At 70.3% G+C, this 24,825-nt stretch carries 21 protein-coding genes and 2 pseudogenes; 5 read left to right on the forward strand and 18 right to left on the reverse strand.

From position 1 onward, the window contains the following. Nucleotides 1-70: 70 nt before the first annotated feature. From ACVDFE_RS03095 to ACVDFE_RS03105, 3 genes are read right to left on the reverse strand one after another with little or no spacing between them, the layout of a single operon-like run. Nucleotides 71-1,837, reverse strand: coding sequence for a WXG100 family type VII secretion target (locus tag ACVDFE_RS03095; RefSeq protein ID WP_458429518.1), 1,767 nt, complete (start codon nt 1,835-1,837; stop codon nt 71-73). Then, on the reverse strand, nt 1,834-2,142 hold the full coding sequence (locus tag ACVDFE_RS03100) for a hypothetical protein (RefSeq protein ID WP_360385655.1): 309 nt from the start codon (nt 2,140-2,142) through the stop codon (nt 1,834-1,836). The genes ACVDFE_RS03095 and ACVDFE_RS03100 overlap by 4 nt, the downstream gene beginning before the upstream one ends. 20 nt (nt 2,143-2,162) lie before the next feature. Beyond that, nucleotides 2,163-2,615, reverse strand: a complete 453-nt coding sequence (locus ACVDFE_RS03105) for a YbaB/EbfC family nucleoid-associated protein (RefSeq protein ID WP_360385653.1) — start codon at nt 2,613-2,615, stop codon at nt 2,163-2,165. A gap of 129 nt (nt 2,616-2,744) precedes the next feature. Here ACVDFE_RS03105 and ACVDFE_RS03110 point away from each other — a divergent pair, with 129 nt between their 5' ends. Then, the gene (locus ACVDFE_RS03110) at nt 2,745-3,653 is read left to right on the forward strand and encodes an ABC transporter ATP-binding protein (protein ID WP_458429519.1); all 909 of its coding nucleotides are present in this window, start codon (nt 2,745-2,747) and stop codon (nt 3,651-3,653) included. Further along, nucleotides 3,650-4,831, forward strand: coding sequence for an ABC transporter permease (locus ACVDFE_RS03115; RefSeq protein ID WP_458429520.1), 1,182 nt, complete (start codon nt 3,650-3,652; stop codon nt 4,829-4,831). Before ACVDFE_RS03110 ends, ACVDFE_RS03115 begins: the two co-directional genes overlap by 4 nt. On the opposite strand, the gene ACVDFE_RS03120 is transcribed toward ACVDFE_RS03115, so the two are convergent. The 4 genes from ACVDFE_RS03120 to ACVDFE_RS03135 all read right to left on the reverse strand — a co-directional run bounded on the left by ACVDFE_RS03120 (nt 4,821) and on the right by ACVDFE_RS03135 (nt 9,203). Continuing rightward, nucleotides 4,821-6,068, reverse strand: a complete 1,248-nt coding sequence (locus ACVDFE_RS03120; RefSeq protein WP_458434255.1) for a cryptochrome/photolyase family protein — start codon at nt 6,066-6,068, stop codon at nt 4,821-4,823. The two genes, ACVDFE_RS03115 and ACVDFE_RS03120, sit on opposite strands and share 11 nt — an antisense overlap. 68 nt (nt 6,069-6,136) lie before the next feature. Further along, entirely contained in the window at nt 6,137-7,450 is a 1,314-nt protein-coding gene (locus ACVDFE_RS03125; RefSeq protein WP_360385647.1) for a citrate synthase, read from the reverse strand. Nucleotides 7,451-7,673: 223 nt separating this feature from the next. Continuing rightward, nucleotides 7,674-8,606 carry a carbohydrate kinase family protein gene (locus ACVDFE_RS03130; RefSeq protein ID WP_458429521.1) on the reverse strand — a complete coding sequence of 311 codons (933 nt, stop codon included), beginning with the start codon at nt 8,604-8,606 and terminating at the stop codon, nt 7,674-7,676. Nucleotides 8,607-8,612: 6 nt separating this feature from the next. Then, entirely contained in the window at nt 8,613-9,203 is a 591-nt protein-coding gene (locus tag ACVDFE_RS03135) for a TetR/AcrR family transcriptional regulator (RefSeq protein ID WP_360385643.1), read from the reverse strand. Nucleotides 9,204-9,285: 82 nt separating this feature from the next. Here ACVDFE_RS03135 and ACVDFE_RS03140 point away from each other — a divergent pair, with 82 nt between their 5' ends. After that, a complete protein-coding gene (locus tag ACVDFE_RS03140) occupies nt 9,286-10,425 on the forward strand; it encodes an acyl-CoA dehydrogenase family protein (RefSeq protein WP_360385641.1) in 1,140 nt (379 codons plus the stop codon). On the opposite strand, the pseudogene ACVDFE_RS03145 reads toward ACVDFE_RS03140, so the two are convergent. Together ACVDFE_RS03145 and ACVDFE_RS03150 are read right to left on the reverse strand one after the other, a co-directional pair. Next, nucleotides 10,422-11,637: pseudogene (locus tag ACVDFE_RS03145) on the reverse strand (amidohydrolase). The gene ACVDFE_RS03140 and the pseudogene ACVDFE_RS03145 overlap by 4 nt on opposite strands. Nucleotides 11,638-12,296: 659 nt before the next feature. After that, on the reverse strand, nt 12,297-13,181 hold the full coding sequence (locus tag ACVDFE_RS03150) for an aldose 1-epimerase family protein (RefSeq protein ID WP_458429522.1): 885 nt from the start codon (nt 13,179-13,181) through the stop codon (nt 12,297-12,299). Between the two features lie 38 nt (nt 13,182-13,219). Between ACVDFE_RS03150 and ACVDFE_RS03155 the strand changes: the two genes are divergently transcribed. Beyond that, complete coding sequence (locus ACVDFE_RS03155; RefSeq protein WP_458429523.1) at nt 13,220-13,996, forward strand: MBL fold metallo-hydrolase; 777 nt, start codon at nt 13,220-13,222, stop codon at nt 13,994-13,996. 79 nt (nt 13,997-14,075) lie between these two features. On the opposite strand, the gene ACVDFE_RS03160 is transcribed toward ACVDFE_RS03155, so the two are convergent. Further along, nucleotides 14,076-15,470 (reverse strand): APC family permease, encoded by a 1,395-nt coding sequence (locus tag ACVDFE_RS03160; protein ID WP_458429524.1) that lies wholly within the window; start codon nt 15,468-15,470, stop codon nt 14,076-14,078. A 104-nt stretch (nt 15,471-15,574) separates the two neighbouring features. Here ACVDFE_RS03160 and ACVDFE_RS03165 point away from each other — a divergent pair, with 104 nt between their 5' ends. Next, on the forward strand, nt 15,575-16,369 hold the full coding sequence (locus ACVDFE_RS03165) for a hypothetical protein (protein ID WP_360385631.1): 795 nt from the start codon (nt 15,575-15,577) through the stop codon (nt 16,367-16,369). On the opposite strand, the gene ACVDFE_RS03170 is transcribed toward ACVDFE_RS03165, so the two are convergent. From ACVDFE_RS03170 to ACVDFE_RS03205, 8 genes and pseudogenes are all read right to left on the reverse strand, one after another. After that, nucleotides 16,353-17,606, reverse strand: coding sequence for an MFS transporter (locus ACVDFE_RS03170; RefSeq protein ID WP_458429525.1), 1,254 nt, complete (start codon nt 17,604-17,606; stop codon nt 16,353-16,355). The genes ACVDFE_RS03165 and ACVDFE_RS03170 overlap by 17 nt on opposite strands. 67 nt (nt 17,607-17,673) lie before the next feature. Then, nucleotides 17,674-19,608, reverse strand: a complete 1,935-nt coding sequence (gene asnB, locus ACVDFE_RS03175) for an asparagine synthase (glutamine-hydrolyzing) (protein ID WP_458429526.1) — start codon at nt 19,606-19,608, stop codon at nt 17,674-17,676. A gap of 186 nt (nt 19,609-19,794) precedes the next feature. After that, nucleotides 19,795-20,451, reverse strand: a complete 657-nt coding sequence (gene pdxH, locus ACVDFE_RS03180) for a pyridoxamine 5'-phosphate oxidase (protein WP_360385627.1) — start codon at nt 20,449-20,451, stop codon at nt 19,795-19,797. 156 nt (nt 20,452-20,607) lie between these two features. Further along, nucleotides 20,608-21,309 (reverse strand): urease accessory protein UreD, encoded by a 702-nt coding sequence (locus ACVDFE_RS03185; protein ID WP_458429527.1) that lies wholly within the window; start codon nt 21,307-21,309, stop codon nt 20,608-20,610. Further along, a pseudogene (gene ureG / locus ACVDFE_RS03190) lies at nt 21,306-21,969 on the reverse strand (urease accessory protein UreG). The gene ACVDFE_RS03185 and the pseudogene ureG overlap by 4 nt, the downstream one beginning before the upstream one ends. Beyond that, nucleotides 21,932-22,543: an urease accessory protein UreF gene (locus ACVDFE_RS03195; protein WP_458434256.1), complete on the reverse strand. Its 612-nt coding sequence runs from the start codon at nt 22,541-22,543 to the stop codon at nt 21,932-21,934. The pseudogene ureG and the gene ACVDFE_RS03195 overlap by 38 nt, the downstream one beginning before the upstream one ends. Further along, nucleotides 22,540-24,219, reverse strand: a complete 1,680-nt coding sequence (locus tag ACVDFE_RS03200) for an urease subunit alpha (protein ID WP_458434257.1) — start codon at nt 24,217-24,219, stop codon at nt 22,540-22,542. Before ACVDFE_RS03200 ends, ACVDFE_RS03195 begins: the two co-directional genes overlap by 4 nt. Continuing rightward, nucleotides 24,219-24,818, reverse strand: a complete 600-nt coding sequence (locus ACVDFE_RS03205) for an urease subunit gamma (RefSeq protein WP_458429528.1) — start codon at nt 24,816-24,818, stop codon at nt 24,219-24,221. The genes ACVDFE_RS03200 and ACVDFE_RS03205 overlap by 1 nt, the downstream gene beginning before the upstream one ends. Between the last annotated feature and the right edge of the window lie 7 nt (nt 24,819-24,825).

Raw genomic sequence — 24,825 nt, forward strand, 5'->3', positions numbered from 1 at the left:
GGGCGTCTGCAAGTACTACCGGCACGAAGTCGGTGGTACTCGCAGACGCCCTCAGCGCGAGGAACGCGGGTTATTCGCCGATGACGGGCTTCGCGGCCTTGGGCGGGTCGACCAGGGCGTCGCCCTCGATCCGCACCTTCCGCTTGTGCTCGTTGGAGCCGCCCTGCTGACCGGCGGCACCGGCCATCGGAGCGCCACCCATCATGCCGCCCGCGGCACCACCACCGCCGCCACCGCCACCGCCGGCGGGAACAGCGCCACCGACGCCACCCGTGGCGGTCGGCATGACGCCGGCCGCGCCACCGTGCTGCATCGCGGTCGCACCCGTGCCACCGCCACCGCCAGGGCCGCCGCCGAAGGCACCGGCGGGGATGCCGCCGCCTCCGCCGCCCATGCCCTTGGGGATGCCACCGCCGCCACCGCCCGCCGCGGACGTGGCCGAGTGCGCCGACGTGGACGACGCGGGCGACGCCGGGTGCTCGACGGCCGGCCGGTACCAGTCATCCGTGCTCGGGGTGCCGATCGACGGCGGCCTCGTCCCGGTGTTGCCACCGGCCGTGGTCGTCTGGTCGTACTCCCAGTGACCGGGGACCCAGCGGCCGGGGCCCTGGCTGCCGGTGCCACCGGAGCCGCCACCGGGTCCCTGGGGGTAACCGGGGTAGCCGCCGGAGCCGCCACCCGGTCCCTGGGGGTAACCGGGGTAGCCGCCGGAGCCGCCACCGGGTCCGGGCACCCACTGACCGCCGGAACCGCCGGAACCACCGCCGGGACCGGGCACCCACTGACCGCCGCCCGATCCCTGGCCGGGCGGCGTGTACGGCGGGCGGACCACCGGGCCGCCGGTGCCGGACGTGCCGGTGTTGCCGCCGCCCGCGCCGACGGGGACGCCACCGGGGTTGTAGACCGGCTGGACCTGCGGACCGCCGCTGCCGCCACCGGGGCCGCCGCGGTAGCCGCCCTGGTCGTGCGAGTACTGGCCGTTCGCGCCGCCGGACACCCGGTCGAGGTGGCCCGCGTCGATGCCCAGGCCGCCGGAGGACGGGCGGGTCACGCCACCGCCGCCACCGCCGGCGCCCTTGTGCGCCATCGCGGAGATCGCGTTGATGACCTGCTCGGCCGTCTGGGCGATCTTCTGCACGCTCTGGACCAGCTTCATCAGCTTCTGCAGCGAACCGGAGAGCTTCTGCAGGAAGTCGGCCAGCTTCTTCGCGTACTTCACCGCGGTGGTCACGATGTCGGAGATCGCGCCCGCGATGGCCGCGCCGAAGGTGAGGAACGAGGCCGCGAGCCACTGGATGATCTTCATGACCATGTCGGACACGGCCTGGCTGATCATGTCCATGATCATCTTGCGGACGGTGCCGACCAGCTGGCCCGCGCCTTCGACGGCACCCGCGATGCCGTCGGCGGCCTTGGCCAGCGACTCCAGACCGCCCGCGTGCTTCTGGGCGGCCGCGCGGTAGCCGTCGGCGGCCTTGCCCTCCCACTCGCGGGTCTGCTCGACGCAGATCTTCTTGTACTCGGCCGCGATGTCGTGGACCTGCTTGCCGGCCGACCGGAACGACCCGGCCATCTTGCCGATGGCCTCCGGGTTGCCGAGCAGGACGTCGAACGGCTCGCGCAGGAAGTCGACGTGCTGGATGGCCCAGCTGAAACCGGCGGAGAGGAAGCCGCTGAGCGGGTTCGACGCCATGCCGACGATGCCCATCGCGGTGTTGGCGATGCCGAGACCGCCCTGCACCCAGTCACCGCGCTCGATCGCGGAGTAGGTGCTCGAAATGGTGCTGATCAGCTGCTGCGGGTCGGTTCCCGCGGCCTGGGTGGCGGGCGCGTTCATCCTCGGCCCTTTCCGGTGAAGCCGAACATGTTGTCGAGGTCGACCTGCTCGTACTGCTCGATGGTCTCCTTGAGCCCGATGCCCATGTCCATCAGCGAGTTGGCGGCCTTGCCGAGACCGTCCTGCGACAGCCCGGCGGTCTTGAGGATGTGCGAGGCCAGGAAGCCCGCGAACACGCCGAACGCCTCGGTCGTGAGAGCACCCGGATCACACGTCTCGGTGGCCTTGCGCATCCGATCGGTCAGCCGTTCCACGCTCGCGGCGTGGCGTCTGAGCTCGTCGAGATCGAGATTGAACTGGCTCATGCCTTAACCCCCTCCTGCACTCAGGCCATGACGTCGGGCGGGTTCGTGAAGTACTCGTCGTCGGGCCGCGTGTCCTTGCGCTCCAACTCCGACTTCGGTTCGTCCTCGTCGGTTCCGTCGCCCTTGTATCCGTTCGGCATCTGTTGCTTCACGAAGTCCAGGGCCGGGCTCTCGCCGACGAAGTCGGTCATGATCTGCACCACCCGCCCGGAGGCCTCACGCTGGGCCTTCGCCGAGGCGGTGAGGATCTCGGACGCGATCTGACCGGGGTCCATGCCGCGGGCTTCCGGCTTGATGCGGAGATCTGTCAACACGCCGGTGGCGTTGACGGTCACCGTGATCATCCCGTCCGGCGAGCTGGCGCTCCCGCCCACGCCTCCGAGCTGGTCGCGGGCCTGCTCGGCCTGCTGCTTGGCCTGCTCGATCTTCGCCCCGTACTGGGCGAGCCACTGGTCGGGCTCGATGGGCTGCATGGTCACCCCCGTTGAGTGAATCAGTCGTTCGTTCGATTCGCCGTAGACGCCCGTATCGTTTCACCCGTTCCCTGCTCATCGATACTTTGAGTCCGATTACCGCCATCCGGGCTAACGAAGGGGTGCACCGTGCCTGAGGGGGTGCTGGAGATCGACGCGGTCTCCAAGCGCTACGGAGAGGTCGTCGCCCTGCGGGACATGTCGTTCGACGTGCGTGCGGGCGAAGCCTTCGGGTTCGTCGGCAGCAACGGCGCCGGGAAGACCACGACCATGCGGATCGCGCTGGGCGTGCTCGCCGCCGACTCCGGCGAGGTGCGGTGGAACGGCAGAGCCGTCGACCTCGACACCCGGCGGCGGATCGGCTACATGCCGGAGGAACGCGGGCTCTACCCGCGGATGAAGGTCCTCGACCAGCTCGTCTACCTGGCCGAGCTGCACGGCCTGGGCACGAACGAGGCGCACCGCAACGCCGAGAACTGGATCGCCCGGCTCGGGCTGCGCGACCGGCGCACCGACGAGGTGCAGCGGCTCAGCCTCGGCAACCAGCAGCGCGTGCAGCTCGCCGCGGCCCTGGTGCACGACCCGGACGTCCTGGTGCTCGACGAACCGTTCTCCGGCCTCGACCCGGTCGCGGTGGACGTGATGAGCGGCGTGCTGCGCGAGAAGGCCTCCGCCGGGGTGCCCGTGGTGTTCTCCAGCCACCAGCTCGACCTGGTGGAACGGCTGTGCGACCGGGTCGGCATCGTGAGCGAGGGTGCGATGGTCGCCGTCGGCACCGTGGACGAGCTGCGGTCGGGCGGGGTGCCGCGCCTGGTCGTCGAATCGCCGACGACCGACTGGGCTGCCACGCTGGACGGCGTGCGGGTGATCGAGAAGAACGGGACGCGCTGCGTGCTGGAGCTCGTGGACGGCACCGACGACCAGGCCGTGCTGCACGCGGCCCTGTCGGCCGGTCCGGTGCACGAGTTCTCCCGGCAGCGCCCGGCGCTGACCGAGCTCTTCCGCAACGTCGTGACCACCGGGGAGAGGACCGCATGACATCCGCCAGGGCGGTCGGACTGGTGGCGCGGCGCGAGTTCGTCACGAAGGTGCGCACGAGGTCGTTCCTCATCGGCACCGCGGTGATCATCGCGGTGCTCGCCGGGTACGTGGTGCTGCAGTCGGTGCTGTTCGACGACCACCAGCGCAGCGTCGTCGGGTTGTCCGGCCAGGCCACGCAGCTCGCGGAACCGCTGCGGGACAAGGCGATGTCGTTCGGCGTCGAGCTGGAGACGCGCGACGTCACCACCGACGCCAACGCCGAGCAGCTGGTCCGCGACGGCGCGCTCGACGCGCTGGTGACCGGTGCGCCGCCGGAGCTGAAGATGATCGTCAAGGGCTCCGGCGACTCGGTGCTGACCACGGCGCTCAACGACGTGCTGCGCCAACAGGTCCTGGTCGCGCAGCTCGCGGAGGCGGGCATCACCCCGCAGCAGGTCGCGGAGAACCTCGCCAACGTGCGGGTGGGCGTGACAGCGCTGGAACCCGTTGACCCACAGCAAGGTCAGCGCCTCGCCATCGGGCTGGTAGTGGCCGCGCTGCTGTACTACTCGTTGCTGGTCTACGGAACCATGGTCGCGCAGGGCGTGGTCGAGGAGAAGTCGAGCCGGGTCGTGGAGATCCTGCTCGCGACCGTGCGGCCGTGGCAGTTGTTGCTGGGCAAGGTGATCGGCCTCGGCGCGGTCGGGTTGCTGCAGCTGCTGGTGATCTCCACGGTCGGGCTCGCGCTGTCGTCGGGGTTCGACGTGGTCGACGTCGGCGCGGTGGGCGTGACGGCGCTGGCGACCGGCGTGCTCTGGTACCTGCTCGGGTTCTTCCTGTACGCCACGGTGTTCGCGGCCGCCGCGTCGCTGGTGTCGCGGCAGGAGGAGCTGCAGTCGGTGCTGACGCCGATCAGCATGACGATCATCGTGGCGTTCGTGGCCGGCATCAACCTGATGATCGGCAGCCCGTCCGGGGCGACCGTGACGGTCCTGTCGCTGCTGCCGCCGTTCGCCCCGATCCTGATGCCGGGCCGGATGGCGCTGGGCGTCGCCCCCGCCTGGCAGGTGGTGCTGGCCGTGGTGCTGGCGCTGGCGGCCATCGCGGTGATCACGTGGCTGGGCGGCAAGGTCTACGCGAACGCCGTGCTGCGGACCGGCGCTCGCGTCAAGCTCCGCGAGGCGTTCAGGACTTGATGGCCTGGTAGCGGTCGAGCGCGACCTGGCGTTCCACCGCGTGGTCGACGATCGGCGTGAGGTCCGCCGAGTCGGGCGCGTACCTGCGGACGTACGCGCCGGCCGGGTCGAACTTCTTGGCCTGCGTGATCGGGTTGAAGATCCGGAAGAACGGCGCCGCGTCCGTGCCGCAGCCGGCGACCCACTGCCAGTTGTGCTGGTTCGACGCGAGGTCGCCGTCGACGAGGTGCTCCATGAAGTGCCGCGCGCCCCACCACCACGGCAGGTGCAGGTCCTTCACGAGGAAGCTGGCGACGATCATGCGCACCCGGTTGTGCATGAAGCCTTCCGCGAGCAGCTGGCGCATGCCGGCGTCGACGATCGGGTAGCCGGTGCGCCCCTGCTTCCAGGCCTCGAACAGCTCCCGGTCGTCGTCGTGCACCATCCGGTCGAACTTGCGGTCGAGGTTCTGCCGCGCGGTCTCCGGCTTGTGCCACAACACGTCCGCGTAGAACTCGCGCCACGCGAGCTCGCTGCGGTACGTGCCGTCGCAGTCCCGCAGGAGCGTGCGGGGGTGCAGCACGCCCCACCGCAGGAACGCCGACAGCCGGCTCGTGGCGTCGAGGTCGGGCCGGTCGCGGGTCTTGTCGTAGTCGGGGAGCCGTTCGTCGCGGAACTCCTCCCACAACCGCATGGCGTCCGGCAGCTTCTCGGTGGCCTTCGGGATCGCGTTGCTGTGCGGCGGTTCGAGCCAGTCCACAGTGGAGGAGTCGGTGTCGGCGGGCGCGCGCCAGCCGTGGTCGAGCCAGGCGTTGCGGAACGGCGTGAAGACCTTGAACGGCGTGCCGTCGCCCTTGAGCACCCGGCCGGGTGCGACGGCGTAGGGCGAGCCGGAGCGGACGAGCTCGACGTCGCCCAGCGCCTCCTCGACGGCCTCGTCGCGGCGCCGCCCGTACGGCCCGTAGTCCGCGGAGACGTGGACGCTGCCCGCGCCGATCTCCTGTGCGATGCGCGGGACCGTCTTCACCGGGTCGCCGTGCACGACCATCAGCCGGCCGCCCAGCTGGTCGTTCAGCGCGTGCAGGCAGCGGTGCAGGAACTCGATCCGCGGCTGCCCCGACGGCTTCAGCAACCGGTCGTCCAGGACGAACAAGCCGAGCGCGCGGGGAGAACGCCCGGCGGCGGCGAGGAGGGCCGGGTGGTCGGCCGTCCGCAGGTCGCGGCGGAACCAGACGATCGAGGGGGAAGAGCTCACCAGGCGACGCTAAGACGAACGGGGCGCGCCTGCATGACAGGCGCGCCCCGCACGGGTGAAGCGGTGGGTGACTAGCGGTTCTCCATCGGGATGAAGTCGCGCTCGGTCGGGCCGGTGTAGATCTGCCGCGGGCGGCCGATCTTCGTGGCCGGGTCGTTGATCATCTCGCGCCAGTGCGCGATCCAGCCGGGGAGCCGGCCGAGCGCGAACAGCACGGTGAAGAACTTCGTCGGGAAGCCCATCGCCCGGTAGATCAGACCCGTGTAGAAGTCCACGTTCGGGTAGAGCTTGCGGGAGATGAAGTAGTCGTCCGCGAGAGCGGTCTCCTCCAGCTGCTTCGCGATGTCGAGCAGCTGGTCGTCGGCGCCGAGCTTGTTGAGGATCTCGTCGGCGGTCTTCTTGATGATCGCGGCGCGCGGGTCGTAGTTCTTGTAGACCCGGTGGCCGAAGCCCATCAGGCGGACGCCGTCCTCCTTGTTCTTGACCTTGTTGACGAACGACGCCACGTCGCCGCCGTCGGCCTTGATCTTCTCCAGCATCTCCAGCACCGCGCTGTTCGCGCCGCCGTGCAGCGGGCCGAAGAGGGCGTTGATGCCCGCGGAGATGGACGCGAAGAGGTTCGCCTCGGAGGAGCCGACCAGGCGCACGGTCGACGTGGAGCAGTTCTGCTCGTGGTCGGCGTGCAGGATGAACAGCAGGTCGAGCGCGCGGACCAGGTCCGGGTCGAGGTCGTAGGCCTCCGCCGGGAACCCGAAGGTCATCCGCAGGAAGTTCTCCACCAGGCCAAGCGAGTTGTCCGGGTAGAGGAACGGCTGGCCGACCGACTTCTTGTAGGCGTAGGCCGCGATCGTCGGGAGCTTCGCCAGCAGGCGGATCGTGGAGATCTCGACCTGGTTGGCGTCGAACGGCGACAGCGAGTCCTGGTAGAAGGTCGACAGGGCCGAGACCGCGGAGGACAGCACCGGCATCGGGTGCGCGTCACGCGGGAAGCCGTCGAAGAAGCGCTTGAGGTCCTCGTGCAGCAGCGTGTGGCGGCTGATCTTGGAGGTGAAGTCCTCGAGCTGCGCGGCGGTCGGAAGCTCGCCGTAGATCAGGAGGTAGGAGACCTCGGCGAAGTTCGAACGCTGGGCCAGCTGCTCGATCGGGTACCCGCGGTAACGCAGAATGCCCGCGTCACCGTCGATGTAGGTGATCTCGGAGGAGCAGGAGGCCGTGTTGACGAAACCGGTGTCCAGGGTCACCAGACCGGTCGTCGACAGCAGTTTGCCGAGTTCGATGCCGGACGCGCCTTCGGTCGCCGGCACCACCTTCATCTCGAGCTCTCCGCCCCCGTGGCGCAGCGCGACGGTCTGGGTGTCGTTCGGCGCAGTCGTCGCGTCGGGCATTCAAGTCCCTCTCAACGCTCGGACGGGGTGGCGGCAGCCCGCGCGGACTGCCGTCGTCTCGGACCACCCCGTTGGGATCTGAGTCTTCAAGTTCATCCACGCTAGTCGGCGGAAGGCCCGCCTCGCAGCAGCGGTGTGAACCGATTCTGTGAGATGGGACCGGCATCACATCCGCGATGCAGGTTTCTAGCGCGGCTCCCCCACGGTAGTCCGGTTCGGCGCTTTATCCACCCAACGCGGCGGTGAGTTCGCTCGCAAAGGGCGGCTCGGCACCCGCACGCGAACATGTGATCGCGGCGGCCGCACCGGCGTAGGTCAACGCGCTGGTCCACTCCTCCGCGGACAGCGCGCGGACCTTCTCGGCGGACAACGCGTCGTGGTCGTGCAGCCACGCGATCAGGGCGCCCTGCACGGTGTCGCCGGCACCGATGGTGTCGACGACGTCGACCTCCACCGGCGGCACGTCGACCCGGTCCGTGGCGGTGATCACGGAGAGACCGTCACCACCCCTGGTGAGCACGACGGCGGCGGGTCCCTGTGAAATCCAGGTGCGTGCGATCTCGATCACGTCGCCGTCCTCGGCGAGCCACTGAGCGTCCTCGACGGACACCTTCAGCAGCCCGACGTCGGGCAGCCACGACGTGAACCGCGTGCGGTAGGCGCCCGGATCGTCGATCAGGCCTGCCCGGATGTTGGGGTCGAGAACGGTCAGCAGCCGCTTGCTCTCCCGCCGCAGCACCGTCTCGTAGACGCTCGCACCGGGTTCGAGGACGAGGCTCAGCGTGCCGAACGACACGGCCTTCACGCCCTGCGGCAGCGGGCCGGGGTCCTCGACGAGCCGGTCGGCCGTGCCGTCGACGTAGAACGAGTAGCGCGCGCTGCCGTCGTCCGCGAGACCGACGACCGCGAGGGTGGTGTTCTCCTGCCCGCGCTGGACGAGGTCCGTGCCCACGTTCGACGCGTGCAGCCGTTTCACGAGCTGCTCGCCGAAGTGGTCGGCCGACACCCGCGACAGGAAACCCGTCGGCACACCGAGCCGCCCGAGCGCGACGGCGACGTTGTACGGGCCGCCCCCCAGCTTGGGCGCGAGCGGCGCCAGCTCGTCGTCCCCCACCGGCACCATGTCGACCAGTGCCTCACCAGCAACCACGATCACAGCGTCCTACTCCCTCTGGCCGGCCCCGGTCCTCTGCAGACCATCCAACAGCAGTTCCCCCAGTGCGGTGAACGCCTCGGCATCCGAAACACCCGCCCGTTTCGTGAGGACCCCCGTCTGGATGCTCTCGATGAGCAGACCGGCCATCTCGGCGAACAACGTGGCGTGCACCTCGCGGAACACGTGCAGCTCGACGCCGTCCTGGATGAACGCCTTGATGCGCTCGGCGGCGGCACGGGCGTTGCGCTCGTAGGTGGCGCGCGTGGGCGGGAAGTCGGACACGTCGGCGATGAACGCGGCCGAGGCCCTGTTCAGCTCCTCCGCGGCGGCAGCGAGGTAGCTGCCGATGCGTTTGCGCACGTCGTGGAGGCCCGCGATGCGCTTCTCGATGCGTTCGGCCGCGCCTTTGAAGTACCGGCCGACGACCCGCACGGCGAGCTGTTCCTTGCTGCCGGCGAGCGCGTAGAGGGTGGATTTCGAGCAGTGCAGCCTGCCCGCGATGTCGTCCAGCGTGAGGTGACCGAAGCCCTCGTCGAGGAAGAGGACCTCCAACCGGGAGAGCAGCTCGGCCTGCCGCTGCGTGAGAGCCCGCGTCATGTGACGACCTTGCCACACTGACTGGCAGGTGTACTGCGGTACGTCCTACAGTACAGCTACCAGTACACACCGGAGGTCGACGATGCCCGCCGAGCGGCTGCTCCCCACCCAAGAGGCCGAAGACCTGATCGCGCTGGTCAAGGAGATCGCGCGGGACGAGCTGAAGCCGCACGCGGCGGACGCGGAGGAGAACGAGAAGTTCCCCCGCGAGGCGTTCCGGCTGCTGGGCCGCAGCGGTCTGCTGGGCCTGCCGTACCCCGAGGAGTTCGGTGGCGGCGCGCAGCCCTACGAGGTGTACCTGCAGGCGCTGGAGGAGGTCGCCTCCGCGTGGATGACGGTCGCCGTCGGCCTCTCCGTGCACGTGATGTCCTGCTACGGCCTGGCCACGTTCGGCACCCGCGAGCAGCAGGACCGCTGGTTGCCGGAGATGCTCGAAGGCGAGCTGCTCGGCGGTTACGCGCTGTCGGAGACGCAGGCGGGGTCCGACCCGGCCGCGATGTCGACCCGCGCGGTGCGCCAGGGCTCGGAGTACGTCGTGAACGGCACCAAGGCGTGGATCACGCACGCCGGCGCCGCCGACTTCTACACGTTGATGGCCCGCACGTCCCCCGACGCCGGCCGCGGCATCTCCTGCTTCCTGGCCCCCGGTGAGGCGCCCGGTCTGTCCGCCGCGCCCGCCGAGCGCAAGATGGGCCTCACCGGTTCGATCACCGCGCAGCTGTCGTTCGACGGCGTGCGCTTCGGCACCGACCGCCTGATCGGCGCCGAGGGCGACGGCCTGAAGATCGCTCTGTCCGCTTTGGACTCCGGCCGGCTCGGCATCGCGGCCTGCGCGGTCGGCCTGGCCCAGGCGGCACTGGACGAGGCGGTGGCGTACGCCAAGTCCCGCACCCAGTTCGGTCGCCCGATCATCGAGTTCCAGGGCCTGGAGTTCCTGCTCGCCGACATGGCCGCCGCCGTCGAGTCGGCGCGGGCGACGTACCTGATGGCCGCCCGCCGCCGCGACGCCGGCCTGCCGTTCCGCCAGCAGGCGTCGATCGCCAAGCTCGTCGCCACGGACGCGGCGATGAAGGTGACGACCGACGCCGTGCAGGTCCTCGGCGGCGCCGGCTACACCCGCGACTTCCCGGTCGAGCGCTACATGCGCGAGGCCAAGGTGCTGCAGATCTTCGAGGGCACCAACCAGATCCAGCGCCTCGTGATCGGCCGCGGCCTGCGTTAGCCCAGGTTCTCCCGGTAGAAGGGATCGGCGACGGTCCCTTCGCCCTTGCGCTCGTCGAACGCGTAGACCTCGCGCCCCTGGATGTAGACGTGCAGCGCGCGGCTCATCACGTCGAGCGGGTCCCCCGACCAGATGACGACGTCACCGTCGAGACCGGGCTTGAGCGCCCCGACCCGGTCGTCCAGCCCCATGATCCGCGCGGGGTTGGTGGTGATCGACCGCAGCGCGACGTCGCTGTCGAGCCCCTCCTTCACCGCCAGCGTGGCCTGGTGCACCAGGAAGTGGATGGGGATGACGGGGTGGTCGGTCGTGATGGCGAGCTCGACCCCGGCCCGCGCGAGGATGCCCGGGTTGCGCAGCCCGCGGTTGCGCAGCTCCACTTTGGACCGGGTGGTGAACAGCGGACCGATGATCACGGGGATCTGCTTCTCGGCGATGAGGTCCGCGATCAGGTGGCCTTCGGTGCCGTGGTTGAGGATCAGCCGGTAGCCGAACTCGTCCGCCAGCCGGATGGCCGTGGCGATGTCGTCGGCCCGGTGCGCGTGCTGGCACCACGGCAGCTCGCCGGTGAGCACCTTGCCGAGGACCTCCAGCGTGGTGTTGCGGTCGAACGCCTTGCCGTCCGCCTCCGCCTCCGCCTTCTTCGCCAGGTAGTCCTGCGCCCTGGTGCAGCTCGTCGCGGATGACCGCCGCGACCCCCTGCCGCGTGGACGGCAGCTTCCCCTTGTCGCCGTAGACCCGCTTCGGGTTCTCCCCGAGCGCGCTCTTCACGCTGACCGGTTCCTTGACGAGCATCTCGTCGACCGTGCGCCCCCAGCACTTGATCGCGACCGTCTGCCCGCCGATGGGGTTGCCCGACCCCGGCTTGATCACCGCCGTGGTGACACCCCCGCTGAGCGCGTCGGCGAACCCGATGTCGGCGGGGTTGATCGCGTCGAGCGCCCGCATCCGCGCCCCGACGGGGTCGGTCATCTCGTTGGTGTCCTGCCCGGCCCACCCCTCGGCCTCCTCGTGGACGCCGATGTGCCCGTGCGCCTCGACGAAGCCCGGCAACACCCAGGCCCCGTCCGCGTCGACGACCCGCACCCCGTCCGGGATGTCGACGTCGGCGCCGACGGCGACGATCTTCCCGTCCTGGATCAGAACAGTGCCGCCTTCGACGGGCTCCCCGTCGACCGGCACGACGTAGCCCCCGGTGATCGCGATGTTCATGGTTAGCAACGCTAACGGTTGGACGCCGCTCGGGCCAGTCCACCCTCGTGGCTCTCGCTTTGCCTGCGTTTCGTGCGCGGTCGCCTGATCGGGTGAAGGTTGTCCTGATTTGCACGCCTGGGCGTCTGTTGGGATGTCCGGATGCAGGTGGTTCGTTCGCCCGCAGACAAGGAAGCGCGGGAGGGGCGCACGGCACGTTGTCGGGGATCGCGTCGAGAGGGTGGAGGTGAGGGTGCGATGGAAGGAGGGGTGCGTGGGGATCGGGTGGGGAGCCGGGGCGGGGAGCCGCCGACGGAAGCAGCTGGGTGCGAGGCGCCAGGGCGGGAAGCCGGGGCGGAAGCAGCCGGGTGCGAGCGGGAGTGCCTGGGGGTGAGCGAGCACCGAGAGCAGTAGCGGAGACGTGCCGACCCGCCCCGAAACCTCCGCCAAGGACGCGCCGAAGGCCGCGTTCGGGGAATCGGCTTGTGATCGAGCTGAAGGCGAGGCGTGAAGGGCTTTCCTCGGGCGGTTCCGCGCTAGGCGGGGCAGACGCCCACCGCAACGCAACCGGCAGCCGCACAAAGCAACAGGCGTGCCATCAACCCGCGAACGGCGCCGGCGGCTTCTTTGGGAGTGTCGGAGTCTGGGGCGGAGCCCCAGGAACAGCCACCCTCAGCGAGTCACAGCGGCCGAACCCCCCACCGGGCCCCCCAGGACTCCCCCGGAGCCACCCAGATCAAATCCACCCCGGAGTTCAACGCATCCGGCGGACAGGTCATCGGCTCAACGGCCACCGCCCGCCCCCGCCCCGGATAGGCCTCCGGCGTGTACACCTGCACCCACCGGAAGTCCGGGTCGGCCCACAGCTCGACCCCCCAGCCGTCACCGGCGAGCGAGTGCCGCACCAGCCCGTCGCGGCCCGGTTCGCAGCCGCCGAACGGCGTGTCGAGCTGGACCCCGGCCAGTGGGCGGCCGGCGCGGAAGTCGTAGGAGGTTCCCTCGACGGGTACGGCGGGGCCGGAGGGCACCATCCGCTCGAGGTCCAGGGGGAGGACCGTCGTGGCCGCCAGGGTGAGCGTGCAGGAGTCCGTGGAAGCGTTCCCAGCGCGGGGGTAGGGGTGGGTGCCGACGCCGAAGGGGGTGGCGAGCTCGCCGACGTTCGTCACGTGGTGGGCGATGGTCAGGCCGTTGTCGTCCAGGGCGTAGGAGACGGTGGTGCGCAGGGCCGCCGGCCAGCCGGGCTGGGGGTCGATGACCGTTTCGAGGGTCACCAGGGAGCCGGTGTGTTCGAGGACGGACCAGGGGCGGCGGCGGACCAGGCCGTGGATGGCGTTGCCGCGGGCCGGTTCGGTGACCTCCAGGTGCTGGACCTCGCCGTCGAGGGTCCAGCAGGCGCCGGCTGTGCGGTTGGGCCAGGGCACGAGGACGGCGCCGGCGGACATCGGTGGTTTCTCGTCCGGGCCGAACGTCTCCACGTACGGGACGCCGTTCACCTCGAAGGACCGCAGGCCCGCGCCTACAGTCGTGATCACAGCGGTGGCACCCTCGTACGAGATCCCCAACATGAGGCTGAAGCCTACGGGGCCAATGGAAGGAATTGCCCATGAAGGTCCATCACCTCAACTGCGGTTCGATGCGGCCGCCGCTGGTGCCCGGCGGGCTCGTGGCGCACTGCCTGCTGATCGAGGCCGACGACGGGCTGGTGCTGGTCGACACGGGCTTCGGCACGCACGAGGTGAAGGACCCGGCGCAGACCATCGACGGGCTCAGCCGGCGGTTGCTGCGGCCGCTGCTCGACGTCAACGAGACCGCGGTCAGCCAGGTCGAGAAGCGCGGGTTTCGGGCGAGCGACGTGCGGCACGTGCTGCTCACGCACCTCGACATGGACCACGCGGGTGGGCTGCGGGACTTCCCCGGTGCGACGGTGCACGTGCTGGACACCGAACTGGAGGCCGCGACCAACCCGCGCACGACCAAGGAGAAGATGCGGTTCCCGAAGGCGCAGCGCGAGGGGGTCACGTTCCGGACGCACCACGCGACCGGCGAGGAGTGGTTCGGGTTCGAGGCGGTCCGCGACATCCCGGGGCTGCCCGCGGACATCCTCATCGTGCCGTTGGTCGGGCACACCCGCGGCCACAGCGGCATCGCGGTCAGGTCGGACGACGGCTGGCTGCTGCACGCCGGGGACGCCTACTTCTACCGCGGTGAGGTCGAGACGCCGCCGAGCAGCATCTTCGCGCTCAAGATGACCGCCAGGCAGACGGAGACGATCCGGGTGCAGCGGCTGTCCAATGTGGAGCGGTTGCGGGAGCTGAAGGCGACCGGTGAGGTCGAGGTGTTCTGCGCGCACGACCCGGTCGAGCTGGCCAGGCTGGGATGACGGCCGTCCGCGCGCTCGGGTGCGACAAAGGCAGCGGAACCGGTCGGGCGGGCCCGACCGGTCCCTCGTGCCGAACCGGTCACTTCGACAGGTTCTCCGGGCTGATGTCGACCTTGCCGTGCAGCACCCGGTTGATGCCCCAGAGCACCAGGCCGGCGAGCAGCAGGTAGCCGGCGATCTTGTAGTCGTCCCACGGCCGGCCGGACGTGAACGGCAGCGCCAGGTACGCGCAGGTGATGGCGCCCAGCACCGGCGCCCAGGTGGGTGCGCGGAAGTGCTTGTGCTCGGACTTCTCCTTGCGCAGCACCAGGCACGCGATGTTGACGATGGTGAAGACGACGAGCAGCAGCAACGAGGTCGTGCCGCCGAGCTTGCCGATGTCGGCCGTGGACACCAGGATCACCGCGATGCCGGTGGTGAAGACGATGGAGATCCACGGCGTGCGGCGGAACGGGTGCACGGCGCTGAAGAACTTCGGGATGATCTTCTCGTTGGCCATGCCGTAGAGCAGGCGCGACGCCATCAGCATGTTGATCAGCGCCGAGTTGATGACGGCGAGCAGGCCGATGAGGGCGAAGACCCACAGCGGGAAGCCGGGTGCGCCGACGGTGACGACCTTCAGCAACGCGCCGGAGCCGGCTTTGGCGAGCTCGTCGGACGGGATCAGCAGCGACGACGTGATCGCGACCAGGACGTAGATCAGGGCGGCGATGCCCATGCCCCACAGCATCGCGCGCGGGAAGATCCGGACCGGGTCGCGGCACTCCTCCGCCATGTTCACCGAGTCCTCGAAGCCGACCATGGCGAAGAACGCGAGTGCCGTCGCCGAGGTGACTGCGAGCAGGACGTTGGAGCCGGACGGCGTGTGGATCTCGGTGAGCCGCGAGGGGTCGCCGTCGCCGACCATGACCGCGTAGGCGCCGATCGCGATGATGATGATCAGGCCGGACAGCTCGATGCAGGTCAGGACCACGTTGGCCTTGACGGACTCGGACACGCCGCGGAAGTTGATGATCGCGAGCGCCGCGATGAACACGATCGCGATGCCGGTGATGACCAGCGACTCCGGGCTGAGCGCGATGTCGAAGAACTCCACGAGCAGCTGCCGCAGGTAGGTGCGGCCGAACGCGAGGGCGGCGCTGGAGGCGGACGTGATGCCCGAGCACATGACCGCGAACGCGACCATGAACGTCAGGAAGTGGATCTTGAAGGCCTTGTTGGCGTAGAGCGCGGCGCCCGCGGCTCTCGGGTACTTCCCGACCAGCTCCAGGTAGCTGAACGCGGTCAGGAACGCGACGACGAACGCGAGCAGGAAGGGCAACCAGAGCGCGCCGCCGATCTTGCCGGCGACGTTGCCGGTCAGCGCGTAGATCCCGGTGCCGAGGATGTCGCCGACGACGAAGAACAACAGCAGCTTGGGCCCGATCGCCCGGTGCAGCCCCGGTTGTTCCGTTTGTGGAGTCGCTTCAGCCATGCCGTGGAATTGTGCCGGTTCGGTGTGACGACCAGCACTGATGACTGCTTTCCTCACCCGTATGGTGTAATCGACCGGACTCGTTCCGACCTGGGGGTGTCGCGATGAAGCGCGCGGTCCTGCTGATCTCGACCGCGGTGCTGGCGGCCTGTTCCTCCCCGCCGCCGGCCGCTCCGGGGCCCACCGCCGTGGTGCACGAGGACATCGCCTCGCTGGTGTCGGCGACCACCCGTGCCGTGTCGGAGAAGACCTCCTACCGCTTCACGGTGACCGCGCCGGTGGGCGGTGGCGCCGTCGCGTCGGCGTCGGGGGTCGTGCGGCTCACGGCGGGTGACGGCGCGGACGTCGAGGCCACGACCGAGCGACCGGTGCAGACCGGTGGGGCGCCGCAGAAGCTGCACTACGTGTCCACGAGCGAGGACAACGCGTACGTCGAGCTGCCCCCGGTGTTCGGGCTGCCCGCGGACAAGCCGTGGGTGAAGCTCACCCGCGCCGACACCGACGAGTTCACGGACACCATGCTGGGCTTCTACGACTTGGTCCACCAGGAGGCCGTGTTCACCCGGTACCACCTGCCGATCATCGCGGCCGGCGGTGTGGTGCGGTTGTCCGGCCAGTTCGGCGACCGCACGCTGTACACGGTGGACATCGACCACCGGAAGGCCTACGACGCGCTGCCGGACGGTTTCCTGAAGAACGAGGTCAAGATCGCTCTCGACCAGGGCGTGCAGGCGTCGGTCGCCGAACTGGACTTCGACCGGGCCGGTCTGCCGACCCGGTTGAAGGTTTCCCGGCAGTTCGGCCAGGCGACGATCGTCGACGACGCCAGGTTCACCGACTGGGGCACGTCGGCGCGGGTCGTGGACCCGGTGCCGGCCGTGGTCAGCCAGCGGAACTGACGCGGTAGCGCCAGATCGCGGGCAGCAGCAGCACCGCGACGACGGTCGCCACGACCACCAGCACGCCGCCGGCCGTGACCGCCGCGGCCGTGCCGAACGCCGCACCGCCCGTGCCGTGCAGCAGGTCGGCGATCCGCGGGCCGCCCGCCACGACGACGATGAACACGCCCTGCATGCGGCCGCGCATCTCGTCCGTGGCCGCCGATTGCAGGATCGCGCCGCGGAACGCCATCGACACCATGTCCGCCGCGCCCGCCAACGCGAGGAACGCCGCCGCCACCCACAGGTTGCCGGAGAGCCCGAACCCGGCGATGGCCACGCCCCAGGCGACCACCGACACGGTGACCGCGACGCCGTGCCTGCCGACGTTCGCGATCCACCCGGACGTCAGCCCGCACAGCACGGCACCGATCGGGATGGCGGCGAACAGCACGCCGAGGGCGAACCCACCGCCGGGTGGGTCGCCGAACGTGTGCTGCGCCATCTCCGGGAACAGCGCCCGCGGCATGCCGAACACCATCGCGATGATGTCCAGCAGCATCGACGCGAGCAGCACCTTCTGCGCCCACAGGTAGACGAAGCCGGCCAGCACGTCCTTCAGCCCTGCCCGCCGCACCACGCCGTCGAGCGGGGGCATCGGCGGCAGCTTCCACACCGCGTAGACGGTGACGACGAGCGCGATCGCGTCCACCAGGTACAGCGTGGGCAGCCCGACGACGGGCATCAGGGCGCCGGCGAGCAACGGCCCGAGCACGGCGCCGAACTGCATGACCGTCGAGCCGAGCGCGCCCGCCGACGGCAGCAGCTCCGCCGGCACGAGCCGGGCGATGGAGGCCGACCGGGCGGGCGCGTTGGCCGCGAAGAACACCTGTTGCAGGCCGAGCAGCGCGATGACGAGCCACACCGATCGGACGTCGAGCGCGGCCTGCACCCACAGCAGCACGGAGGAGACCGCGATGCCGGTGTTGGTGACGAGCAGCAGCTTGCGCCGGTCGACGGTGTCCGCGATCGCGCCGCCCCACAGCCCGAAGACCAGCAGCGGCACCAGCGCCACGCCCGCGGCGATGCCGACCCACGCGGACGAGCCGGTGAGGTCGTAGACCTGCTTGGGCACGGCGACGGCGGTGAGCTGGGAGCCCACCGCCGTGACGATCGTGGAGAGCCACAACCGGCGGTACGCGACGATCTTCAACGGTCGCGTGTCGATCACGAACGTCGAGCGCGCGCTTCTCCCCACAGTGGCCACTTCGTTAGCCTATGACAACTAACAAGCACTTCACGTGAGGTGTCACCAAGACCACTCGTCAGAGGCGGACCGGGTACACCGGCTCCGGCACCTTCGGGCTGATCCGGCCCTCGACGAAGATCCCGTGCCAGATCATGAAGCACAGCACGGACCACAGCTGGCGCGACCGGTCGAACTGCTCGGACTTGTGCTCGGCGAGCAGGCCGAGCACGGCGTTCTTGTCGAGCAGGTGGCCGGTCTGCGAGTCGGCGATGATCCCACGCGCCCAGTCGTACATCTCGGCGCGCAGCCAGTGCCGGATCGGCACCGGGAAGCCCAGCTTCGGCCGGTTCAGCACGTGCGGAGGGATGATCTTGGCCAGCGCCTTGCGCAGCGCGTACTTGGTCGTGCCCTCGGTGAGCTTTTGCTCCAGCGGCACCTCGGCGGCCACCCGGAAGACCTCGGGGTCGAGGAACGGCACCCGCAGCTCGATCGAGTTGGCCATGGTCACCTTGTCGGCCTTGACCAGGATGTCGCCGCGCAGCCACGTGAACAGGTCGATGTGCTGCATGCGCGCGACCGGGTCCCAGCCCTCCGACTCGCGGTACCAGGGCGCGGTCACGTCCTGGAAGCCGACGCCCTCGACGTAGCCGGGGAACACGGCGCGGACCTGCGCGTCGCTGAAGTTGCGGGCGTTGCCGTAGTAGCGCTCCTCCAGCCGCAGCGAGCCACGCCGCAGCAGGTCCTTGCCCCGCACACCCTCCGGAATGGACTTCGACACCGCGCCCATCAGCTTGCGCACACCGCCGGGCACCTTCTCGAACGGCGACAGCGACAGCGGCTCGTGGTAGATCACGTACCCGCCGAACAGCTCGTCCGCGCCCTCGCCGGACAGCACCGCCTTGACGTACTTGCGGGCCTCCCGCGCGATGAACCACAGCGGCACCAGCGCCGGGTCCGCGACCGGGTCGTCGAGGTACCAGAGGATCAGCGGCAGCTCGTTCATCATCTCGTCCGGCGACACCGTGCGAACCACGTGCCGCACGCCGATGGCCGCCGCCGTCTCGGCCGCGACGTCCACCTCCGAGTAGCCCTGCCGGTCGAAGCCGCTGGTGAACGCGATGAGGTTCGGGTTGTGCAGCTTCGCGAGCGTCGCCGTGGCCGTCGAGTCGATGCCGCCGGACAGGAACGCGCCGACCGTGACGTCCGGGTCGGAGATCATGTGCTTGGCCACCGAGTCGCGCATGACCTCGGCGATCCGCTCGTGCAGCGCCTCGGCCTCGTGCTCGCCGTTGACCGGCCGCGGCGCGAACACCGGCTTGAAGTACCGGTTGAACAGGACCGGCCCGCCCGGCGTGACGCGGAACGAGGTGCCGGACTCGACGCGGCGGATCGCCCTGTGCAGCGACTCGGGCTCCGGCACGTACTGCAGGACCAGGTAGTGCTGCAGCGCGGTCTGGTCGAGCTCCTGGCTGATGCCGAGGGTGCCGGTGAGCTGCAGCAGGCTCTTCTTCTCCGACGAGAACGCCACCCCGCCGGGCCCGGACGCCCAGTACAGCGGCTTGATGCCGAACGGGTCGCGCGCGCCGAAGACCACCCGCTCCTGCGCGTCCCAGATCATGAACGCGAACATGCCGCGCAGCCGCTTGACCGAGTCGGCGCCCAGGTAGTGGTAGGCGGCGACGATCGACTCGCCGTCGCCCTGGGTGCGGAACTGGGCGCCGAACCGCAGGGCCAGCTCGGCCCGCAGCTCCTTGTAGTTGTAGATCTCGCCGTTGAAGTTCAGCGTGTACCGCGCCGGGTTCTCCGGCGGGCCCCAGACCAGCGGCTGGTGCGAGTGGTCGAGGTCGATGAAGCCGAGCCGGTTGAACCCGTAGACGACCTCCGCGTCGGCCCAGGTGTCGCTCTCGTCAGGACCGCGGTGCCGCTGGCAGCGCAGTGCGGCGGCCACTGAGCCGCGCGCCGAGCCGGCGCCGGCTTCGGTGGGGCAGATGAGTCCGAGCACTCCGCACACGTGAAGTCACACCTCGTAGTTCGCTGTGGCTGAGCGCCCAGTATGCCGAGGGGTGGTTTGGGCGCTTAGGTCAGCCTGAGGACGTGTGAGGCCGCCACCAGGTTCCGCGACAGTGTGTCAAGGCCATGCGAAAGGGCGCCTCCCGCCCACAGGAGACGCCCCCTCGCGAAAGCCTCGCGCCGCGGACTACGGCGCTACTCGCTCGACCTGCCAGCCGTCGCGGCCCAGGCGGAACCGCAGCCGGTCGTGCATCCGGTCGCGGCGGCCCTGCCAGAACTCGACCTCCTCCGGCCGGACCCGCCAGCCGCCCCAGTGCGGGGGGACCGGGATCTGCTCGGTGTCGGCGAACTGCCGCTCGATCTTGTGCAGCGCCGAGTCCAAAGTGGAACGGCCGGCCACCACGCGCGACTGCGGCGAGGCCCAGGCACCGATCTGCGACCCGCGCGGCCGCGAGTTCCAGTACTCGGCGGTCTCGACGGGCCCGACCTTCTCGACCGTGCCGCGGACGTGCGCCTGGCGCTGCATCGCGAACCACGGGAACGTGGCGGAGGCGTAGCGGGTCGCCATCAGGTCGTGCGACTTGTTCGAGGTGTAGTTGGTGAAGAACACCACGCCGCGCTCGTCGAGGCCCTTGAGCAGCACCGTGCGCGAGGACGGGCGGCCCTGCGTGTCGGTGGTCGCGAGGACCATGGCGTTCGGTTCCGCCAGACCGGCGCGGGAAGCGTGGTCGAGCCACAGCTGGAGCTGTTCGTGCCAGGTGGCGGCAAGCTCCGACTCGGCGAGCGAGCCCTGCTCATAAGACACGCGCATCGCGGGCAGAGCGATGTTCGTGGTCTCCGTCATCGGCGAACCTCCCAGCACAGCGCAGAACTCGTGGTCCTTGGACCCGCGACCATACGCACGGCGACCCGATCCCGAAACCGCCTGCGCGGTGATGACCACCACCTGAACAGTGACTGTCCGTGGTTTGAACGGATCTGGATCGAATACGTGATCGAGTCAGATGGCGTCGAGCACACGTGTGACGGTGACCACGTCTTCACCCAGTGCGGTGGCAAGGGATCCGCCCGCCGCCAACGGCACGACGTTCCACCACTCACCGCCGTCAGCGGGGCGCTCGACGGCGTCCAGGTGCACCTGGCTGCCCAGGACGCGCTTGCCGGCGAGCCCGGCCGCGGACGAGTCGACCGCCGGGTCGCCGACGACGAGCTGCTGGTGCAACAACGGCGTGCCGCACCGGGTCGCGCGCACCGACGTGGAGAGCACACCGGCTTTCTCGCCGACGCGGCCGAGCACCAGCACCTCGCGCAACGACAACACCGCGTGACCGTCCAATTCGGCCTCCACCACTGCGGTGTGACGCGCGCGGCCCGTCACGACCGTGGGCTCCGGCAGGTACCGGGCAGTGCCCTCGATCGTGAACCGCACGACCGAGGACGACTCCGCACCGGACGGGCCGGGCAGCGCCAGCGTCGCCGCCACGCCCCGCAGGTCCAGCGCGGCACCGGGACCGACCGCGACGTCCAGCTCCAGGGCGTCCCCGCCGAGCGGGGACGTCACGGAGCTGACGAGGTGCACCAGCGCGACCGGACCGGCGCGGCGGTGCGGCACCAGCGTCAGGGGCGCCTGGGAGCGCAGGACGCGCACGACGCTGTTGCCGTGCCGGTCGAGCTCGACGACCAACCGCGCGGACGCCCTCACAGCTGCGCCAGCACCCACTTCGCGACCTCGGGCGCGTCCGGTGTCTCCACCAGCGACTGCGCGATCACCGGCAGCTCGCCGCGCATCCGGTGCGCGTCGGAGGTCATCACGTCCAGGTCGGCGCCGACCAGCGGGGCGAGGTCGGTCTTGTTGATCACCAGCAGGTCGGCGGTCGTGACGCCGGGGCCGCCCTTGCGCGGCACCTTGTCGCCGCCGGCCACGTCCACGACGAAGATCTGCCTGTCGACGAGGCCGCGGGAGAACACGGCGGTCAGGTTGTCGCCGCCGCTTTCGATGATCACCAGGTCGAGGCCGGTGAACCGGTGTTCCAGGCGTTCGACGGCGTCGAGGTTCGCGGTGATGTCGTCGCGGATCGCGGTGTGCGGACAGCACCCGGTCTGCACGGCCTCGATGCGCGCCGGGTCCAGCACGCCCGCGCGGCGCAGGAAGTCGGCGTCCTCGGTCGTGTAGATGTCGTTGGTGACCACCGCGAAGCTCCAGCTGCGCGCCGAGAGCACGGCACAGCGCGGCGGTCAGCGCGGTCTTGCCGCTGCCGACGGGGCCGCCGATGCCGATGCGCGGCGCCTTGCCGTGGTGGTGGTCGTGCGGGTCAGGACCGTGGTCAGCTCCCAAAGAGACGCACCCCTTCACGTCGAACATGAGCCTCCGCCAAGAGGTCCAAGGCGGGTGAACCGAGCGCGGGCAGCTCCTTCACGGCCCGCGCGGCGACCTCTTCCACCGGAAGCGCCGCCACGATCGCGTTGACCCCGAACGGGTCGAGTCCCAGCAGCCGCACCGCCGCGGACGCCGGTCCGCTGACGGCGAGGTAGGCGCAGGTCAGCGCGGCCTTGCCCGGGTCGTCGACCAGCACGCCGATGACCAGCGGCTGGTGCGGGTCCGGCGGCAGGTCGCGCAGGCGCGCGGACGGCCACGCCCGCCGGGCCGCCCGCAGCATGCCGCGGCCCTGCGCCCGCGACGCCGCGCGCTGGGCGGGCGAGGGCGTGCGGGCGTCGAGCTCGGCGTCCAGCGTCGCGAGGTCCTCACCGCGGGCCGCGGCGGCGGCGAACCCGGCCGCGAGCAGCCCCGCGGTCTGCAACCGCCCGCGCAGGAACGACTCCAGCGACGGCTCGTCGTGCACGAGCCGCCGGGTGGCCGCCTCCTCCAGGCCACCGGAGTGCACGTGCCCGCCGCCGGGGAAGCGGGAGTCGGCGAGGATCAGCGCGGTCAGCATCAGAACAGGAAGTACCGCTGGGCCATCGGCAGCTCGGCGACCGGTGCCGGTTCCACCAGCGCGCCGTCCACGTGCACGGCGAAGCTGTCCGGGTCGACCCGCACGTCCGGCAGCGCGTCGTTCAGCACCATGTCCGCCTTGGACACCGAGCGGGTGTTCTCCACCGGCAGCACCCGCCGGGCGTACCGGTCGCCGATACCGGCCTCGACCGCCTCCGGTGCGACGAAGAAGACGCTCGACGCGGCACCGGCCGTGGCACCGAACATCGGCCGCGCCCACACCGGTTGCGGCGTCGGGATCGAGGCGTTCGCGTCACCCATGGCACCCCACGCGATGAAGCCGCCCTTCAGCACGACCGATGGCCGCACGCCGAAGAACTTCGGTTCCCACAGCACGAGGTCGGCGAGCTTGCCGGGTTCGACCGAGCCGACCTCGCCGGCGATGCCGTGCGCGATGGCCGGGTTGATCGTGTACTTCGCGACGTACCGCCGGGCCCGCAGGTTCGGGTCGAGGGTGTGGCGCTTCGACATCACGTGCGCGGTCTGCCAGGTGCGGATGACGACCTCGCCGACCCGGCCCATCGCCTGGGAGTCGGAGCTGATCATCGAGATGGCGCCCAGGTCGTGCAGCAGGTCCTCGGCGGCGATCGTGGTCGGGCGGATGCGCGACTCGGCGAACGCCAGGTCCTCGGGCACCGACGGGTTGAGGTGGTGGCAGACCATCAGCATGTCGAGGTGTTCTTCGAGCGTGTTGACGGTGTGCGGGCGGGTCGGGTTGGTCGACGACGGCAGCACGTTCGGCAGTGAGACGACCCGGATGATGTCCGGTGCGTGCCCGCCGCCCGCGCCCTCGGAGTGGTAAGCGTTGATCGACCTGCCACCGATGGCGTCCACTGTGGACTCCAGGAAGCCGGCCTCGTTCAACGTGTCCGTGTGGATGGCGACCTGGACGCCGGACTCGTCGGCGATGCGCAGGCACGCGTCGATCGCGGCGGGCGTGGTGCCCCAGTCCTCGTGCAGCTTGAACCCGCCCGCGCCACCGCGGAGCTGTTCGCGCAGAGCTTCCTCGGAGACCGTGTTCCCCTTGCCCAGCAACAGGACGTTGACCGGCATGTGGTCCATCGACGTCAGCATCCGGTCGAGGTACCAGGCGCCCGGCGTGACCGTGGTGGCCTTCGTGCCCTCCGCAGGGCCGGTGCCGCCGCCGACCAGCGTGGTCAGGCCGGACGCCAGCGCCTCGTCCACGACCTGCGGGCAGATGAAGTGCACGTGGCAGTCGATGCCGCCCGCGGTGAGGATCTTCCCGTTGCCGGACAGGATCTCCGTCGACGGGCCGATGACCAGGTCGGGGTGGACGCCGTCCATCGTGTCCGGGTTGCCCGCCTTGCCGATCGCGACGATCCGGCCGTCCCGCACGCCGACGTCGGCCTTGACCACACCCCAGTGGTCGAGCACCACGGCACCGGTGATCACCAGGTCCGGCGCTCCCTCGGCACGGGTGGCGATCCCCTGCCCCATCGACTCGCGGACCACCTTGCCGCCACCGAAGATCACCTCGTCGCCGGAGCCGGTGCCGCGGCTCAGGTCCTCGGTGACCTCGATGAACAGGTCGGTGTCGGCCAACCGGACCTTGTCGCCGACGGTCGGGCCGAGCAGCTCGGCGTAGCGCTCCCGGTCGATCACCGCTGCAACCCCCTGACGATCCGCAGGCCGGCCAGCGGAACGAGCGACACCTCGCGCTCGACGCCGGGTTCGAAGCGCGTCGCCGTGCCCGCCGGGATGTCCAGCCGGTAGCCGAAAGCGGCCTCCCGGTCGAACTCCAGCCCGGCGTTGACCGACGCGAAGTGGAAGTGCGAGCCGACCTGCACGGGCCGGTCGGCGGCGTTGACGACGGTGAGCGCGACCCGCGGCCGGCCGGGGTTGAGCTCGACCGGTTCGCTGCCGACGACGACCTCGCCCGGGGCGGGACCGGCGGACGGTGCGATCGGGTGGTGCACCGTGACGAGCTTCGTGCCGTCCGGGAACGTCGCCTCGACCTGCACCGAGTCGATCATCTCCGGCACCCCGCGCATGACCTGCTCCGGCGCGAGCACCGTGCGGCCGCTCTCCATCAGCTCGCTGACCGTCCGCCCGTCCCGCGCGCCCTCCAGCACGTGGTCGGTGATCAGCGCGACGACCTCGGGGTAGTTCAGCAGCACTCCGCGTTCGAGCCTCCGCCGCGCCACGTCGGCAGCGACGTGCACGAGGAGCTTGTCCCGTTCATGCGGCGTCAGGTGCACAGCTTCG

It is taken from the genome of Lentzea chajnantorensis, from assembly GCF_054300775.1.